Here is a 17161-nt window from a genome sequence, read left to right as displayed (position 1 = left end):
ATGGCACGGGTTTCGGAGAATGTACCACTGAGCATCGGGTCGGCGAGCCTAAAGATGCGCCGTGCGCCCGCCGTCGACATTGATCACCTGCCCCGTAATGTAGGGCGCCTCGGCCAGCAGGAAGCGCACCGTCCGGGCGATATCGCCGGCTTCGCCGGTGCGTTTGAGCAGCGTGTGGGCGACAATGCGCGCCCGCTCATCAGCATCAAAGCCGCAGGCGGAGGAAGGAAAAGGGAAAGAGGAAGGGGCGGACGGCGCGTCGGCATGGGAGGTTTCTTCGGCTTCCGGCCAGAGGATCGGGCCAGGCGCCACGGCGTTGACGCGCACTTCGGGCGCCAGCTCGATCGCCAGCGCCCGCGTCAGGCCGAGCAGCCCGGCCTTGGCGGCGCAGTACAGCGGGTAGCCGGCCAGCGGCCGTTCGGCATGCACGTCGGTCACATTGACGACGGCGCCGCGCGCCGCGCGCAGATAGGGAGCGGCCGCCTGCGTCAAAAAAAGCGGCGCCTTCAGGTTGCTGCCGATCAGGTCATCCCAGGCGGCGGTGTCGATGCTGCCCAGCGGCGTTGCAAAGAAGGTCGATGCGTTGTTGACCAGCGCATCGAGCCGGCCAAAGCGGGCGATGACAGCCTCGACGAGCCGCTCCGGGGCTTTTGCCGCGCGTAGATCGGCCGCCACCGCGCAGGCCGAACCGGGACGCACGGCATTGAGTTCCCGAACCAGCGCCTCGGCGGCTCCGGCGGCGCTTCGGTAATGCACCGCGACGCAGGCGCCCGCAGCGTGTAGCTCACTGGCGATGGCCCGTCCCACCCGCTTTGCCGCGCCGGTAATCAACGCCGTTTTTCCGTGCATGTCGTTTCTGCAAATCTCATTGATCGTTCAAGCGCAAAATTCTAGCGGATTCTTCTCGTTCGATGCAGCCGTTTTTCCAGCCGGCCGAAGCATGGGCAATGGTGGTGTTTCTACCGGCCCAGCAGACCCATGCCGGCCGTTAGCCAATCCTCAGGCGTGCAGAGCGGACAAATACCTGCTGAAAAATGGATGTATCGACATCAATGTGTCGATCAGGCACCGTTCATGCGATCAGGCCAGGATCACTGCTCTGTGCTTTTTTCTCGCAGCGTGCCGTTTTCGTATGTGTCTGATGGGTCGAAGGCGATATTTGGCATGTACACCGGCTCAGGCGTCAGTTCAACGCCGAAAATTCGCCGCACGTCATTCTGCACGGCATGCGCCAGCGCCAGCACGTCCCGTCCCCTGGCGCCGCCGTGGTTGACCAGCGCCAGCGCCTGATGCGCATACATGCCGACGGGGCCGAGACGGCGACCCTTCCAGCCGGCCTGTTCGATCAGCCAGCCTGCGGCCAGCTTGACCCGGCCGTTCGCCTGCGGATAGACGGGCAGGCCCGGATGCGCGGTGCAAAGCGTTGCGGCGGCGGTTGCCGCGACGACAGGGTTCTGGAAAAAACTGCCAGCGTTGGGCAATACGGCCGGGTCGGGCAGTTTGCGCCGGCGCAAGGCAATCACGGCATCGGCAATCTGCCGGGGCGTGGGGCAATGGCGCGTATCGGCGGGCGTCGCCGTCGTCATCTCCATCGCCGTTTCGATGCCTCGCATCGCCAGTTCCTCGGCGATACCGGCATAGCGGATGTTCGGCCGCCAGTGTTTAGGCAGGCGAAAAGTGACTTCGGTGATGGCGAAGCGCCCGTCGAGATGCCAGCCTTCCTGCTTGAAAACGCTGTCGCGGTAGGCAAAGCGGCAGGCGGCGCGGTCAAACCGGCGGACTGTGCCGGTATCCAGGTCGTATGCCGTCAATGAGTGGATGCGCTCGGCAACTTCCATGCCGTAAGCGCCGATGTTTTGCACCGGCGCGGCGCCGACCGTGCCGGGAATCAGGGACAGGTTTTCCAGCCCCGGCCAGCCCTGCGCCAGCGTCCATTGCACGAAATCGTGCCAACGCTCGCCCGCGCCCGCGGTGACGTACACGGCCTCGGCGTCTTCGCCCGTCTTCGCCTTGCCGGCGATCGCCATGTGCAGCACCAGGCCGTCGATGTCGCCGGTCAGCACCAGATTGCTGCCGCCGCCGAGTACGAAACGCCGGGTACCGGCAATGTCTGGCGCGGTCAGCTGCGCCGGATCGGTGATTTTCAGATAACGTGCGGCGCAGCTGGGCAAGGCCAGCGTATTGAAGGGCGACAGGTCGACCGAGTGCGCAACAGGCCAGGCGTGCGGGGCGGGAGCAACGGCAGGTGTGGAATCCTCCGCGGCCAGGGGAGCCTGAGGGGGCGCTGTAGTGGACGCAGCAGCGGAGGAAGAGGAATTGGCTGGGAAAGCGGATCGGGCGGCAGACATGGCGCGCATCTTACCGGCTAAGGGTGTGCCTGGCGAATGGTTGTGCCGGCAATAAGGCGGAGGTATTCATTGCGGTATAGAGGCATGGTGTGGCGAATACACAGGCCGATCAAGCCTGCTCTGCACGAGGTGCAGCAGTACTGGCGACGTTCTTTCCGCATATTTCTTTTCGGGCGGCCATGCGTTTGCCAATTACAACAGCGGTGCGAGCCAGCGTCGAGCTGCGTCCAGCGGCATGCCCTGGCGTTTGGCCCAATCTTCGAGCTGGTCGGCAGCGATTTTGCTGACGCCGAAATAACGCGCCTGCGGGTGCGCGAGGTAGAAACCGGAGACCGACGCGGCCGGTGACATGGCGAAGTTTTCGGTCAGCGTCATGCCGGCGTTGCCGGGTGCATTGAGCAGGGCAAAGAGCCCGCCCTTGGCGGTGTGGTCCGGACAGGCGGGGTATCCGGGCGCAGGGCGGATGCCGCGATATTCCTCCCGGATCAGCGCGCTGTTGTCGAGTTGTTCGTCAGGTGCATAGCCCCAGTATTCACGGCGCACGCGTGCGTGCAACCACTCGGCGCAAGCTTCGGCCAGGCGGTCGGCCAGCGCCTTGAGCATGATGGCGTGGTAATCGTCGTGCGCCGCTTCAAATTCGGCCAGTTTTTTCTCGATGCCGATGCCCGCTGTGACGGCGAACGCGCCGATCCAGTCCGGTGTGCCTTTGTCGGCAACGAAGTCGGTCAGGCAGTAATTCGGCTGGCGTGTCGGCCGGTCGTGCTGCTGGCGTAGGTTGTACCAGACCATGCGGCAATGCTGGCGCGTTTCGTCGGCGTAGATTTCGATGTCGTCGCCGACGGCATTGGCCGGATAGAGGCCAAAGACGGCATTCGCCGTCAGCCAGCCCTCCTCGATGATGCGCGCCAGCATGGCCTGTCCGTCCGCATACACGGCGCGCGCCGTTTCGCCGACGACGGCGTCGTCGAGAATCTTCGGGAAAGCGCCGGCCAGATCCCAGGTCTGAAAGAACGGCCCCCAATCAAAAAATTCGGCCACTTCGGCCAGATTGACACTACGCAGCACGTGCAGGCCAGGGCAGGCGGGCGCCGTGGGGCGGTAGGCGGGGTCAGCGTTCCAGACGAAACGGTTTTGCCGCGCTGCGTCGAGCGTGAGGAGCTTGAGTCCTTTTTTCTGCGCATGCTGTTCGCGCACGCGCGCATAATCATCGGCGATCTCCTGCCGGTAGGCGGCGGATTGTTCGGCTGACAGCAGGCGCGTGACGACGCCGACGGCCCGTGAGGCGTCGGCCACATAGACCACCGCGCCTTCGTAATTCGGCGCGATCTTGATGGCGGTATGCGCGCGGCTCGTCGTTGCGCCGCCGATCAGCAGCGGGACATTCATGCCCTGCCGCTGCATTTCGCTGGCGATAAAGCTCATTTCTTCCAGCGACGGCGTGATCAGGCCGGATAGCCCGATGGCTTGTGCGCCGTGCTCGCGCGCCGTGTGCAGGATTTTTTCGCAGGGCGCCATGACGCCGACGTCGACGACTTCGTAGCCATTGCAGCCGAGGACGACGCCGACGATGTTTTTGCCGATGTCGTGTACATCGCCCTTGACCGTGGCCATGACGATCTTGCCCTTGCTGGCGGCGCCGGTACGCCGCTTTTCTTCCTCAATGAAAGGCACCAGATGGGCGACGGCCAGTTTCATGACGCGCGCCGATTTGACGACCTGTGGCAGGAACATTTTGCCGGCGCCGAATAAGTCGCCGACGGCATTCATGCCGGCCATCAGGGGGCCTTCGATGACGGCTAGCGGCGGCTGGCCGGCGGCCTCAAGCGCGGCGCGGCATTCTTCCGTGTCGGCGACGATGAACTCGGTAATACCCCGAATCAGCGCGTGTTCAAGCCGCTTCTCGACGGGTTGCGCGCGCCAGGCCAGATCGGGCGCAGCGTTTTTCGCCGGGCCGGATGTCGCTGTCCGCGCGAGCTGTTGCGCGTATTCGACAAGCCGTTCGCCCGCTTCCGGCGAGCGGTTGAGCACCACGTCCTCGACCTTTTCACGCAGGGTGGGGTCGAGATCGTCATACACGCCGAGCATGCCGGCGTTGACGATACCCATCGACAGCCCAGCCTGAATGGCGTGGTAGAGAAATACCGTGTGGATGGCCTCACGCACCGGGTCGTTGCCGCGGAAGCTGAAGCTGACGTTGGAGACGCCGCCGGAAATCTGTGTCTGCGGTAGATGGGCGCGAATCCAGCGGCAGGCTTCGATGAAGTCGACCGCATAGTTGTCGTGCGCTTCGATGCCGGTGGCGATAGCGAAGATATTCGGGTCGAAGATGATGTCTTCTGCCGGAAAGCCGATGCCGGTCAGCAGCCGGTAAGCGCGCTCGCAGATTTCGATCTTGCGCGCATACGTATCGGCCTGGCCGCGCTCGTCGAAGGCCATGACGACAACGGCCGCGCCATAACGCCGGGCCAGGCGGGCGTGTTCGATGAAAGCGGCCTCGCCTTCTTTCATCGAAATCGAATTGACGATGCCTTTGCCCTGGATGCATTTCAGCCCGGTTTCGATGATTTCCCATTTGGAAGAATCGAGCATGACCGGCACGCGGGCAATGTCCGGTTCGGCGGCGATCAGCTTCAGGAAACGATCCATCGCCGCAATGCCGTCGAGCATGGCATCGTCCATGTTGATGTCGATGATCTGGGCGCCGTTTTCGACCTGCTGGCGGGCGACGGCCAGGGCTTCGTCGAAGCGCGCTTCGCGGATCAGGCGGGCAAAGGCCTTCGAGCCGGTGACGTTGGTGCGTTCGCCGACATTGACGAACAGTGATTCGGCATCAACATTGAACGCTTCCAGCCCCGACAGGCGCAGCTTTGGTGCGATGACCGGCCGCCGGCGCGGTGCAATGTCCGCTACGGCGCGGGCGATGGCGGCGATGTGCTCCGGCGTTGTGCCGCAGCAGCCGCCGACGATATTGACATAACCGTTGCGCGCCCAGTCGGCGATTTCGGTGGCAAGCTGCTCGGGCGTCTCGTCGTAACCGCCGAAGGCGTTGGGCAGCCCGGCGTTGGGGTGCGCCGAAACGAAGCAGTCGCACAGGCGGGAGAGGGTTTCCACATGCGGGCGCAGGTCTTTCGCACCGAGCGCACAGTTGAAACCAAAAGACAGCGGTTGCACGTGGCGAAGCGCATTCCAGAAGGCTTCCGGCGTTTGTCCCGAAAGCGTGCGCCCGGACGCGTCGGTAATCGTCCCCGAAACCATCACCGGCCAGCGCCGGCCGGCGTGCTCGAAGAAGCTTTCCAGGGCAAAGAGCGCTGCCTTGGCGTTGAGCGTGTCAAAGACGGTTTCGACGAGCAGGAGGTCGGCGCCGCCTTCCGTCAACCCGCGGATGGCTTCGGTATAGGCGGCGACCAGTTCGTCGAAGCTGATGTTGCGGTAGCCGGGGTCATTCACGTCTGGCGAGATGGATGCCGTGCGTGAGGTCGGCCCCAGCACGCCGGCGACGAAGCGCGGCTTGGCCAGGTTCCGGGCGGTGAATTCGTCGCAGACTTCGCGCGCCAGGCGTGCGCCGGCAAGATTGAGTTCATAAACCAGCGCCTGCAATCCGTAATCGGCCTGTGAGGGGGCGTTCGAATTGAACGTGCAGGTTTCCAGAATATCTGCGCCGGCTGCCAGGTAATCGGCATGGATGCCACGGATGATGTCGGGGCGGGTGAGCAGCAGCAGGTCGTTATTGCCTTTCAGGTCGCGCGCGTGGTCGCGGAAGCGTTCGCCGCGATAGTCGGCCTCCTGCAAGTTGTGGCGCTGAATCATCGTGCCCATGGCGCCGTCGAGAATCAGCAGGCGCTCCTGTAACAAGGCCTGGAGTTCGGCGCTACGGTCGGTGTGTGCAGGTGGCATCAAAAATCCTTCGCTCTCTTTCAATAAAGCCCCCGCGATCGGAGGCAAAGTGATTCTATCGACAGCGGATTCCGCAAAATGTTGCCGGAATGTCTGTCGGCTGTTCGGGCGGCAAGTATAAAGCAATCAGCAAATGAGATGCCCGGAGCCCCTTTATTTACGGGCATCTCCGAGGGGCGCCCGGAAGTCCTTTATCCACGCGGGTTTCCGGGCATCTCACCGACAAGGAAAGAATTGGAAAAACTCAGAAGGTAGAAGCGCAGGCGTATCTCTAAACAGAGGTGCCCTGAAGCCCGCGTATTTAGGGCATTTCAGGACTTCCTGCCCGCCAGCCCTTTATTTATAAGGGTTCCAGAGGCGCCTACCCGGAAATAGCCTATCTACACGGGGTTCCGGGCATACACCTTTGCGTATTCGATCACTACGAAGCGCCCAGAAACCCCTTAGGCGCAGCCGCAGGCGCGGGGCAGCTTGGCGGGAACAAGGGCTTGATTGTTTGAGCGTGAGCGAGTTAATCAAGCCCGCCGCCAGGCAAACCCGCGACAAGGGGTTTTCTGCGCCTCGGGGTCGCGTTTCTTTGCTGACTTTCTTTGGCGAGGCAAAGAAAGTCAGCGGGGTGCGCTGCCGCACAGCGCAACGGCATCAAGAGAAGTTCCGTGGGTGGAAGTCAGCGCGCAGGCTGTGGCGATTCCTATATTTAAAGTATCTCAGGGCACCTGCCCGATAGCCCGCGTATTTAGGGCATCTCCGAAGGGGTGCCCCGGAACCCTTATAAATAGGGCGTTTCAAAGGTGCATTTTCGAAAACGCCCTATCTACACCGGTTTCAGGGCACCTGACTTGAAGTCTTTATCCGCGCGGGTTTCGGAACATTTCCCCGACAGGGAGAGAATTGGAAAAACGGGGGGGGCGGAAGCGCAGGTGAATCTCCAAAAAGAGGTGGCCTGAAGCCCGCGTATTTAGGGCATCTCCAAGAGGGATGCTCCGGAGCCCTTGTAAACAGGGCTTCTCCGGGCACCCTGCTTGAAACTCCTTTATCCATGCGGGTTTCTGAGGATTGGTCGGGCACGGTGTTCCTGTTTATGTTTTTTGATGCCCTGAGCCCCGCGTGTTTAGAGGGCTTCAGGGCATTTTATGTTTTCTGCCCTGTTTTTACGGATTTCAGAGGGGTGCTCCAGAAGCTTAATAGCGGCTCGACTTTGCCAAAAGACAAGGCGGCGAGCCGCTGACAGTACGAGTAGTACGGCAAGGCGAGCCAACGCCGTATCTTGGCAAAGGAAGCCGCTATGGCTCGACGTTGCCAAAGACAAGGCGCTAAGCCGCAGGCAGACCATTCAGTACGCCAAGGCCAGGCCAACACAGCAACGCCGTATTTTCGTATTTTGGTAAAGGAAGACGCTATACCTCTTCGGAGATGCCCAGAATACGCGGGCTGGCGGGCAGGTGTTTTCCGCATTGGCTTTTCCCTGACCGAGGCCGGTATCATGTCGGCCTGATATTGATTGCTTCGGATCATTGGGTGGAGCGGCTTTGAAAGTTCTTGTCACGGGCGCGAATGGTTTTGTCGGGCGCGGCGTCTGTGCCGTGCTGGCGCAGCGCGGCTATGCGCTGGTGCGCGCTGTTCGCGGCTTGGCGCCATCGGACAAGCCGGGCGCGCCGGATGCGTTGGCGGTGGGTGAGGTGAATGGCGAAACGGTGTGGGATGCGGCGCTGCGGCAGGCGCCGGAAGCCGTGGTGCATCTGGCCGCGCGGGCGCATGTGACGCGGGCGATTGCCGGCGATGCCGAAATCTGCCGCCAGACAAACGTGGCCGGGGCGGTGCGCCTGGCCGAACAGTGCGCGGCTGCTGGCGTGCGCCGGTTTATCTTTATGAGCAGCGTCAAGGTCATGGGCGAGGGACGCGCGTGTTCGTACCGGGAAAGCGACGCGCCCGCGCCGGTCGGCACGTATGCGGCGGCGAAATGGGAGGCGGAACAGCGCCTGCACGAGATTGCCGGGCGCAGCGGCATGGAACTGGTCGTGCTGCGCCCGACGCTTGTTTATGGACGCGGCGTCAAGGCGAATTTTTTTAGCCTTATGCGCGCCATCGATCGACGGATTCCTTTGCCGCTCGGTGCAGTCGCTAACCGGCGCAGCCTGATTTACCTGGGCAATCTGGCCGATGCGACGGCGCGGTGCCTGACGCACCCAAACGCCGCGGGAAAGACCTATTTGCTGAGCGATGGCGAAGATGTTTCCAGCGCTGAGCTGGTACGGCGCATTGCCGAAGCGCTCGGACGGGCGCCGCGCCTCATGGCCGTGCCGCCGCGCTGGCTGTATCTGGCGGCGCGTCTGATGGGCCGGGGGGATGCCGCCGACCGGCTGCTCGGCTCGCTGACTGTCGATAGCCGCGCGATCCGCACGGATCTCGGCTGGCGGCCTCCTTATACGATGCGTCAGGGGCTGGCGGCGACCGCCGCATGGTATCGAACGTGGGCGGATAGGGATAGGGCACCGCCGGCATGAAGCGCATTTTTGATATTGCGCTTGCCATCGGCCTTGGCGTGCTGTTTCTGCCGGTATTGCTGGCGCTGGCTTTGCTTGTCCGCCTGACTTCGCCGGGGCCGGCGCTGTACTGGTCGGATCGGGTCGGTCGGAAAAACAGGATCTTTCACATGCCCAAGTTCCGCAGCATGCGCGTCGATACGCCCGCCGTGGCAACGCATCTGCTGGCGGACCCGGAAGCCTGCATGACGCCGATCGGGTCGTTTTTACGCCGTTCGAGTCTGGACGAGCTGCCGCAGTTATGGAACATTCTGACCGGAGAGATGAGTTTTGTCGGGCCGCGTCCGGCGCTGTTCAACCAGGATGACCTGATTGCGCTGCGCACGGAAGCCGGGGTTCATGTGCTGACGCCGGGATTGACCGGCTGGGCGCAGATCAACGGGCGGGACGAGCTGCCGATTCCGGAAAAGGTGCGGCTGGATGCCGAGTATCTGCGGCGGCGTTCTTTCGCCTTCGATCTGCTGATTCTGTGGCGAACGGCGATCAAGGTATTGCGCCGCGATGGGGTCTCGCATTAGTCTGTGCCGCGAGCATTCATCCCTATTTTTCAATTTTTCGGAGCGATACCATGAGTTTTGGAGGGCGCGTCTTTTGCGATCCCTGATTCGATTTTCCTTGTCGGTGCTGGCCTTGCCGCGTTTTGCTAAGCGCCTGATCGTACTTGTCGGCGACGCTGGGCTGTGCGCGCTGACGGTCTGGCTGGCTTTCTATCTGCGCCTCGATCTGTGGCTGGGATTTTCCGAAGTCTATTTCCAGCCGGTGCGTGCGGCGATGGCGTCCATGCTGCTGGCGCTGCCCATCTTTATCAAACACGGTTTCTACCGCGTCATTTTTCGCCATTCCGGGCTGTCCGCCCTGGGCATGATGCTGCGCGCCTTCGCACTCTATGCGGCGTTGTATGCGGCGCTGATTGCCGGTATCGGCATTTCTGGCGTGCCGCGCAGTGTGGGCATCATTCAGCCCATGTTGCTACTGCTGGCGGTCGGCGCTTCGCGGGCGCTGGCGCGTTATTGGCTGGGCGGCCTGTACCGCGAGCAGTTGCGCCGTTCCTCTTTGCCCAAGGTGCTGATTTACGGTGCCGGTTCGGCGGGGCGCCAGTTGGCTGCGGCGATCGCCAACAGCCACGAAATGCGCGCTGTCGGTTTTCTCGATGACGACGACCGCCTGCATGGGCAAATCGTCAACGGCCTGCCGATCCACAGTTCCGATGCGCTTGAGGAAATCATTGCGGCTGAAAATATCAGTACGGTGCTGCTGGCTTTTCCATCAGCGTCCCGACGACGCCGCAATGAAATTCTGGAACGGATCCGATCGGCCCGCGTGGCGGTGCGCACGCTGCCGAACATGAGCGACCTGATTCAAGGGCGGGTCAGTGCTGCCGATGTTCACGATCTGGACGAGGACGATCTGCTCGGCCGCGAGCCGGTGCCGCCGGATGCGGCGCTGCTGGCGAAGAATGTGGCGGGGAAGGTGGTCATGGTTACGGGGGCGGGCGGCTCGATCGGCAGTGAGTTGTGCCGTCAGATCGCCGCGATCGGCCCGGCAAAACTGCTGCTGGTTGAACAGAGCGAGTTTGCCCTATATACGATCCACCAGGAACTGCGCGAGAAGTTTGCCGAGGACGGGCTGGAAGCGATTCCGTTGCTGGCTTCGGTGCAGGATGTGGGGCGCCTGCGCGAAATCATGGCGGCCTGGTCGCCCAGCACGGTTTTCCATGCGGCAGCCTATAAGCATGTGCCGCTGGTCGAGCACAATCCTGTCGAAGGCGTGAAGAATAATGTGCTGGGTACTTTGCGGGCTGCGCAGGCGGCAGAGGAAAGCGGCGTTGCCGATTTTGTGCTGATCAGTACCGACAAGGCCGTGCGTCCGACCAACATCATGGGCGCCAGCAAGCGGTTCGCGGAAATGGTTTTGCAGGCCCTGGCTGCGCGGGCGGCAGAGCGCGGCGGATGCACCTGCTTCACCATGGTGCGCTTTGGTAATGTGCTGGGGTCTTCCGGTTCCGTCGTGCCGATGTTTCGTCGGCAAATCCGTGACGGCGGGCCGATCACCTTGACGCACGCAGAGATGACCCGCTATTTCATGACCATTCCCGAAGCGGCGCAGCTTGTCATCCAGGCGGCCGCGCTGTCCCAGGGCGGCGACGTATTTCTCCTGGATATGGGGCAGCCGGTGAAGATCATCGATCTGGCGCGCCGCATGGTGCAACTCTCCGGCCTGACCTGCAAGGACGATGAAAATCCGGAGGGCGACATTGAAATCCGTATCACGGGGCTGCGTCCCGGTGAGAAGCTATACGAAGAACTGCTGATCGGCGATCACCCGCAGCCGACGCCACATCCACGCATCATGAAAGCCCGTGAGGCCTTTCTGCCCTGGCCGCAATTGGCGGAAAAAATGGCGGAGCTGGAAAAGGTGCTCGCCGCGAGCGATGTCAATGCGCTACGGGCGATGTTGAAAGCGCTGGTTTCCGGCTATACGCCGAGCGACGGCGTGGTCGATTGGGTTTGTCTGGAGCAGGAAAGTAGCGGCGATAGCGTGCACTGAGTGATCGAGTGAAGGTCGCAGAAACAAAAAAGTGCTGAAAATCGCCGTGCTGTGTCGGCTGCAAAGCTTTAGGCGCGATCAAACCCCTTGAAATGACAGGCAGGGCATTTCTGAACACCTTTCTGACAGGCACCGCTGGAGTCCGCGTGGATAGGGCGTTTCCGGGCAGATACCTCGGAAACACGCATGGATAAAGGGCTTGCGGGCACCCTCCCCGGAGAGGCCCTGAATACGCGGATCTCAGGCCACCCCTTTGGAAATGCGCTATCTACACCGAGTGGCGGCGTATAGGGAATGCCGTCTGCCGAAAGGCGCGCGGCGAAAACGCCAGGGCGCGGGCAAGGGCAAGGCCGGCAGTCATGATTCGTTCTGTTTCACCCAGGCGACGAATCGGCGCAACCCTTCTGCGAAGGATATGGTCGGCGTCCAGCCCAGATGGCGGCGGGCGTGGCTGATGTCCAGGTAGTTGACGGGAACGTCAAATGTGCGCCCGGGCAGATAGTTGCGCTGTGTCGGGTGTCCGGTGACTGATTCGATGGCATCCAGGATGTCGTTGAGGCTCAACCCCTGTCCGGAGCCAATATTGAAAACGTCATTGGCCTTGTCGTGATCCATTGCGGCCAGCAGCGCCGAGGCGACGTCGGCAATGTGAATGTAATCGCGAACGACCGTGCCGTCGCCCCAGATGTCGATGGTTTCCCCGCGCAGCGCCTTGCCAACAAAAACGGCAACCGCCCCCTGGCTAGCATGCGTGCGCTGCCGTTCACCGAAAGGATTGGCCAGGCGCAGTATCGTGTAGTTCAGGCCATGCAGTTCGCGGAACAGGTGCAGGTATTTTTCGATGGCCAGCTTGGCAATGCCATACGAACACAACGGGTTGGTTGGATGGCGCTCGTCGATGGGGGTGTACTGCGGAATACCGTAGACTGTGCCGCCTGAGGAGACGAACACGATTTTTCCCACTTTAGCCTGAACCGCACGTTTGAGAAGTCGGAGCGTACCGATGAGGTTGCTTTCGATATCGAAGACGGGATCGGCGTTTGAAGATTGCGGCAGGGTGGTCGAAATGAGATGAAAACAGACGTCGCACCCCGCGAGCGCTTGTGCAATATCAGCGTCGTTGCCCAAATCCCCTTCCAACAGCTCGAAGTTGCCTGACGGATTTACGCCGCCGCTCGAAGGCGCTTCCAGCCGCTTGACATTGGGGCGGTCAAAGCAACGTACCCGGTGACCTGCGGCCAGTAAGGCGTCGACAAGATGGGAACCGATGAATCCTCGGCCGCCCAGAACCAGGCAATGCTTGGCATGACTCATGTACAGCGCTCCTTCGTGAATGGGGCAAATGTACGGACGGCAGTCATGAGTAATTACATGGTACATGGCCGATAATTGCCCGCGTTCCGTCCGCTTACACAATGTGTAAGGGCGCATTTTACGCGATGCCGGGAGGACTCCGCCGATGTCCGGTAGATGACGTGGCGGATCGGTAGCGATCAGCTGAGTGAAACGTCAGCAATGATACGGCGGGCGGTTTGTCCGGCTGCCGGCGCACACAGTACAATTCAGCCTGGATTGGTGACCGGTCATTAGCGACGGGTCGATGGAACACGAAACACGCATCGGACGTTGTAGGCGGCTCATTTACGACCTGAGGTTTTTATAAACTTCCCTGGTTTTTCATAGTGTTCGTTCATAATTGATTAAAAATTTAGGTTGGCAAACTCCTTAAAACAAGCTTTCGCCAGGTGTTGCAAAGGTCTGTATCTACCTTATGTCGTATTGTTTTTTGAAATGGAAAAAATTTGATGGGGATGCAGTTTGGCTTGTCCATGTCGTGCTGACACAATGAGTGAACCTATGCTATGCGTACCGGCTGCATCTTGCGGCCGTAACGATTCTGTCCACCCTGATTTTCAGGACAAACCGGCGCAGGTCGCCATCTTGCTGTGTACGTATCAGGGCGAGCGGTTTTTGTCTGAGCAGATCGATTCTTTCCTTTCCCAGACTTACGGATCCTGGAAGGTCTGGGCTTCCGACGATGGTTCGACCGATGGCACGTTGGGCATTCTGGACGCTTACCGGGAAAAGCTCGGCCATGAGCGGCTTGCTGTTGTGCACGGGCCGGGGCGTGGGTTTGTTGCCAATTTCCTTTCCCTGGCTTGCCGCGACGATGTACAGGCGGACTTCTATGCCTACGCCGATCAGGATGACATTTGGCTGAATGACAAACTTGAGCGGGCTATCAAATGGCTCACTTCCTTACCGCGGGCTGTGCCGGCGCTGTATTGCTCGCGGACTTTGTTCGTTGACGAAGAGAACCGGGAAATTGGTATGTCGGCTTTGTTCAGCAAACCGCCGGCATTTTCTAATGCACTGGTACAAAGCATCGGCGGTGGCAACACGATGGTATTCAACGCCGCTGCCCGTGCATTGCTTTGCCAGGCAGGGGCAGATGTTCCGGCCGTATCCCACGATTGGTGGACTTACATGGTGGTGGCTGGGTGTGGTGGCGAGGTTCTTTATGATGCCGTGCCTTCTCTGCGCTATCGGCAACATGGCGACAATCTCGTCGGCATGAATACGGGTGTTGGTGCAAGGTTTGAACGCTGGCGTCTACTCTGGGATGGGCGCTTTCGAAGGTGGAACGAGGCCAACCTGATCGCGTTGCGGCGGTTACAGGAAAGGCTGACTCCGGAAAATCGGAAAATCATGGACGGCTTTTCCCATGCGCGGACATTGCCCAGGTTGCCAGGGCTCGTTGCACTATGGCATTCGGGCGTCCATCGGCAATCATGGGTGGATAGTCTTGGTCTGTTCGTGGCATTCTTTTTCAAAAAAATGTAAGGTACAAACTTTTTTCTGCCATATTTGCCATGTACGCAGCAGTTACGATTTTGGCAAGATGGTAATCAAATACAAATACGATCGATATGTTGGTTTTACGCTCGGCGAGAATATGACCAGTACAGAAAGGCAAAAATATATACGCATGGGAAATCAGGTTTATCGATTTACCCAGGCTGCTGGAAAGTACTCCAAGATGGGAATTTAAAGCTTTATGCAGGATTTTTTGACGAATCCCGTGGAGATGTTCGCCTCGCTATGGCGAAACCGAGAGTTGATCTTGGCGTCGGCTCGGCGGGAAGTACTGGGACGTTACCGCGGATCGTTCATGGGGCTGTTCTGGTCGGTATTTACTCCGCTATGCATGCTGGCGGTGTATACATTTGTTTTCGGTGAAGTATTTAAGGCTCGCTGGGGCGTCGAAAACGAATCAAAAATGCAGTTTGCGCTGATGCTGTTCGCCGGACTCATTGTTTTTAACCTGTTTGCCGAATGCGTTAATCGTGCCCCAGCTCTGGTATTGGCAAATGTCAATTACGTCAAAAAAGTGGTTTTCCCCCTGGAAATTTTGCCTGCCATTGCTCTGGTATCGGCGCTTTTTCATTGCTTAATTAGTTTAGGCGTCTGGTTATTGGCTTACATTCTGTTTTTTGGAGCCCCACCGCTGACAGTGTTTTATTTACCGCTGATTCTGCTGCCTTTTGCTTTCATGATCATGGGCGTGACCTGGGCGCTGGCTTCTCTTGGCGTCTATTTGCGTGATGTGGCCCAATTCATTGGTGTTCTGACTTCCATGTTCATGTTTCTTAGTCCGATTTTTTATCCAGCGACTGCTCTACCCGAGGCATACCGCCAAATTCTGTTTCTCAACCCTTTGACGCTGGTCATTGAGGAAGTGAGGGCGGTGCTGTTCTTCGGACGTTCTCCGGATTTTGTCTTGCTAGCCATTTATTGGATTTTGACGCTTATGTTCGCATGGTTAGGTTTTGTTTGGTTCCAGAAGACGCGCAAAGGGTTTGCTGATGTGCTCTGAAACCATGATCGAAGTTGAAAATCTCGGAAAGTGTTATCAGATTTATGAACAACCCCGCGACCGCCTCAAACAGATGCTCTTCCCGCGCCTGCAACGCTTGGCGGGAATGCCTGTACAAACATATTTTCGAGAATTCTGGGCGCTGAAAGACGTTAGTTTCAAGATCGAAAAGGGTGAAGCGGTCGGTATTATCGGGCGCAATGGCAGCGGAAAATCTACCTTGCTGCAAATGATTTGCGGCGTACTTGGCCCGACGTGCGGCCGAGTTGAAACGTGCGGGCGTATTGCGGCGTTACTGGAGCTCGGGTCCGGGTTCAACCCGGAGTTTACCGGGCGTGAAAATATTTATATGAATGCCGCGCTGCTTGGATTGAGTCGGCAGGAAATCGATGCGCGTTACGACGAAATTGTTGCGTTTGCCGATATTGGTAATTTCATTGAGCAGCCCGTCAAAACCTATTCGAGCGGAATGTTTGTGCGCTTGGCGTTTTCTGTTGCCGTACATGTTCAGCCCGATATTCTGGTCGTGGACGAAGCCCTGAGCGTCGGAGACATTACTTTCCGCAACAAGTGCATTGAAGTTATCCAACGAATGATGGCGCGCGGCGTAACCGTGCTTTTTGTCACCCACGATCTGAGCACGCTCCAGTTGCTATGCACGCGCGTGCTCTGGCTGTCCAATGGGCAGCTGCGGGCTAGCGGCAATCCTGTGTCGATTTCCCAAGATTATTACGTTGATATGCTGCCGGATGGTGGAACGCAATTGACGGTGGATCGAAGTTTTCTGCCGCCGCAACAAGAAACCGGCAAGGCACGCTTTACCGAGTTGCGCTTGCTCAATGGCGGTGAAGCGCATTACCGGGTAGGGCAGCCTTTACGCTTGGGTTTTGTTCTTCGGGCGCAGACAGATCTGCCGAAAATTGTATTTGCCGTCAGTATTTACCGTGCGGATGGTGATTGGCTGGTTGGGCAAACAAGCCGTGATGACGGGGTGTTCTGGGATGCGCCCAAGGCAGGCCAGGAGTGTTCCGGCACGTTAATCCTGAATCCCTTGTGTTTGGCACCGGGCGAGTATCTTGTGGCATTTGCTGCGTATGCGGAGGATTATTCTCTGTGCTTTGCACTGACCGATTTGTGTCTACCATTTTCTGTTCGAGCCGATTTCCCAACGTGGGGAAAATTTCACCATCCTGGTGTTTGGGTTATTGGAGGTGAGGCGTGAGTCAGAGCGAGCAAAGCGAGGTTCAAACGGGGCTGGAACGGATTCGTGTGGCCGAGGTTCCCATAGATCATCATCATTACATCGTGCTGAGCTTGCTGAACGCGTGGATGGAAACGGTTGCTGCGCCTATGGCAAGTGGTGTGGTGCTCGATTATGGCTGCGGCGGTCAGCCTTACCGGCGTTTATTGGAGTGCTACGCTACCCGTTATATTGGTGCAGATGTCGCGGCGGCTGCCGGTATCAAGCCAGATGTCGTTTTGACGCCAGGCAAACCGGCTCCTTTGCCAGATGCCTCTATAGATACCATTCTTTCTACGCAGGTGCTGGAACACGTTTATGATTTCAAGTCATATCTGGCAGATTGCAGCCGCTTGTTGCGACCAGGCGGCAAAATGATTCTAAGCGCGCCCATGCATTGGCGCCACCATGAAACCCCTTACGATTACTGGCGCTTTACCCGTTTTGGTCTTTGGAAAAGCATAGAGGACTCCGGTTTCGGTATTCTCGATTTTCGTCCTTGTGGTGGGTTTTTTGCCATGTTGGGCCAAGCTTTCATGGATTATCGAAATGAGAAAGGGAAGCGTGGCCAATTTACAGCCAGCATCATCAATCGAATTTCCTTGTGGCTGGATGGCCGGCTTGCCGATACGGACGATACGTTGGGATGGATGTGTATCGTAGAAAAACTATAGGCTGATGCTTGCCCAAAAAATTTAGCGAAATAAAGTAA

The 17161-nt window shown here is 59.1% G+C and carries 11 protein-coding genes; 7 read left to right on the top strand and 4 right to left on the bottom strand.

What is annotated here, in order from left to right:
• Window positions 1-48: 48 nt before the first annotated feature.
• The 3 genes from ABCS64_RS09160 to metH form a co-directional block, all read right to left on the bottom strand.
• Window positions 49-849 carry a pteridine reductase gene (locus ABCS64_RS09160; RefSeq protein WP_418891539.1) on the bottom strand — a complete coding sequence of 267 codons (801 nt, stop codon included), beginning with the start codon at window positions 847-849 and terminating at the stop codon, window positions 49-51.
• A 242-nt stretch (window positions 850-1091) separates the two neighbouring features.
• Window positions 1092-2267, bottom strand: coding sequence for a UDP-N-acetylmuramate dehydrogenase (gene murB, locus ABCS64_RS09155; protein WP_418891928.1), 1176 nt, complete (start codon window positions 2265-2267; stop codon window positions 1092-1094).
• A 273-nt stretch (window positions 2268-2540) separates the two neighbouring features.
• Window positions 2541-6242 (bottom strand): methionine synthase, encoded by a 3702-nt coding sequence (gene metH, locus ABCS64_RS09150; protein WP_418891538.1) that lies wholly within the window; start codon window positions 6240-6242, stop codon window positions 2541-2543.
• Between the two features lie 1529 nt (window positions 6243-7771).
• Between metH and ABCS64_RS09145 the strand changes: the two genes are divergently transcribed.
• The 3 genes from ABCS64_RS09145 (at window position 7772) to ABCS64_RS09135 (ending at window position 11332) form a co-directional block, all read left to right on the top strand.
• A complete protein-coding gene (locus ABCS64_RS09145; RefSeq protein WP_418891537.1) occupies window positions 7772-8746 on the top strand; it encodes an NAD-dependent epimerase/dehydratase family protein in 975 nt (324 codons plus the stop codon).
• Entirely contained in the window at window positions 8743-9303 is a 561-nt protein-coding gene (locus tag ABCS64_RS09140) for a sugar transferase (protein ID WP_418891536.1), read from the top strand. The genes ABCS64_RS09145 and ABCS64_RS09140 overlap by 4 nt, the downstream gene beginning before the upstream one ends.
• 73 nt (window positions 9304-9376) lie before the next feature.
• Window positions 9377-11332: a polysaccharide biosynthesis protein gene (locus ABCS64_RS09135; protein WP_418891535.1), complete on the top strand. Its 1956-nt coding sequence runs from the start codon at window positions 9377-9379 to the stop codon at window positions 11330-11332.
• A gap of 357 nt (window positions 11333-11689) precedes the next feature.
• Here ABCS64_RS09135 and ABCS64_RS09130 read toward each other — a convergent pair whose 3' ends face one another.
• Window positions 11690-12646, bottom strand: a complete 957-nt coding sequence (locus tag ABCS64_RS09130) for an NAD-dependent epimerase/dehydratase family protein (RefSeq protein WP_418891534.1) — start codon at window positions 12644-12646, stop codon at window positions 11690-11692.
• Between the two features lie 543 nt (window positions 12647-13189).
• Between ABCS64_RS09130 and ABCS64_RS09125 the strand changes: the two genes are divergently transcribed.
• The 4 genes from ABCS64_RS09125 (at window position 13190) to ABCS64_RS09110 (ending at window position 17123) form a co-directional block, all read left to right on the top strand.
• Window positions 13190-14176 (top strand): glycosyltransferase family 2 protein, encoded by a 987-nt coding sequence (locus ABCS64_RS09125; RefSeq protein WP_418891533.1) that lies wholly within the window; start codon window positions 13190-13192, stop codon window positions 14174-14176.
• 244 nt (window positions 14177-14420) lie between these two features.
• Complete coding sequence (locus ABCS64_RS09120; RefSeq protein WP_418891927.1) at window positions 14421-15209, top strand: ABC transporter permease; 789 nt, start codon at window positions 14421-14423, stop codon at window positions 15207-15209.
• Between the two features lie 4 nt (window positions 15210-15213).
• A complete protein-coding gene (locus tag ABCS64_RS09115) occupies window positions 15214-16431 on the top strand; it encodes an ABC transporter ATP-binding protein (RefSeq protein ID WP_418891532.1) in 1218 nt (405 codons plus the stop codon).
• On the top strand, window positions 16428-17123 hold the full coding sequence (locus tag ABCS64_RS09110; protein WP_418891531.1) for a methyltransferase domain-containing protein: 696 nt from the start codon (window positions 16428-16430) through the stop codon (window positions 17121-17123). Before ABCS64_RS09115 ends, ABCS64_RS09110 begins: the two co-directional genes overlap by 4 nt.
• Window positions 17124-17161: the final 38 nt, after the last annotated feature.

This window comes from Dentiradicibacter hellwigii, assembly GCF_041770905.1.
GTDB lineage: Bacteria > Pseudomonadota > Gammaproteobacteria > Burkholderiales > Rhodocyclaceae > Propionivibrio > Propionivibrio hellwigii.
Note: the sequence above shows the minus strand (reverse complement) of the source record. Positions and strands in the feature narration are given on the sequence as shown.

Coding starts and splice junctions, on each gene's coding strand:
- ABCS64_RS09160 (WP_418891539.1), bottom strand. CDS start 849: ATGCACGGAAAAACGGCGTTGATTACCGGCGCGGCAAAGCGGGTGGGA.
- metH (WP_418891538.1), bottom strand. CDS start 6,242: ATGCCACCTGCACACACCGACCGTAGCGCCGAACTCCAGGCCTTGTTA.
- ABCS64_RS09140 (WP_418891536.1), top strand. CDS start 8,743: ATGAAGCGCATTTTTGATATTGCGCTTGCCATCGGCCTTGGCGTGCTG.
- ABCS64_RS09130 (WP_418891534.1), bottom strand. CDS start 12,646: ATGAGTCATGCCAAGCATTGCCTGGTTCTGGGCGGCCGAGGATTCATC.
- ABCS64_RS09125 (WP_418891533.1), top strand. CDS start 13,190: ATGCTATGCGTACCGGCTGCATCTTGCGGCCGTAACGATTCTGTCCAC.
- ABCS64_RS09120 (WP_418891927.1), top strand. CDS start 14,421: ATGTTCGCCTCGCTATGGCGAAACCGAGAGTTGATCTTGGCGTCGGCT.
- ABCS64_RS09115 (WP_418891532.1), top strand. CDS start 15,214: ATGATCGAAGTTGAAAATCTCGGAAAGTGTTATCAGATTTATGAACAA.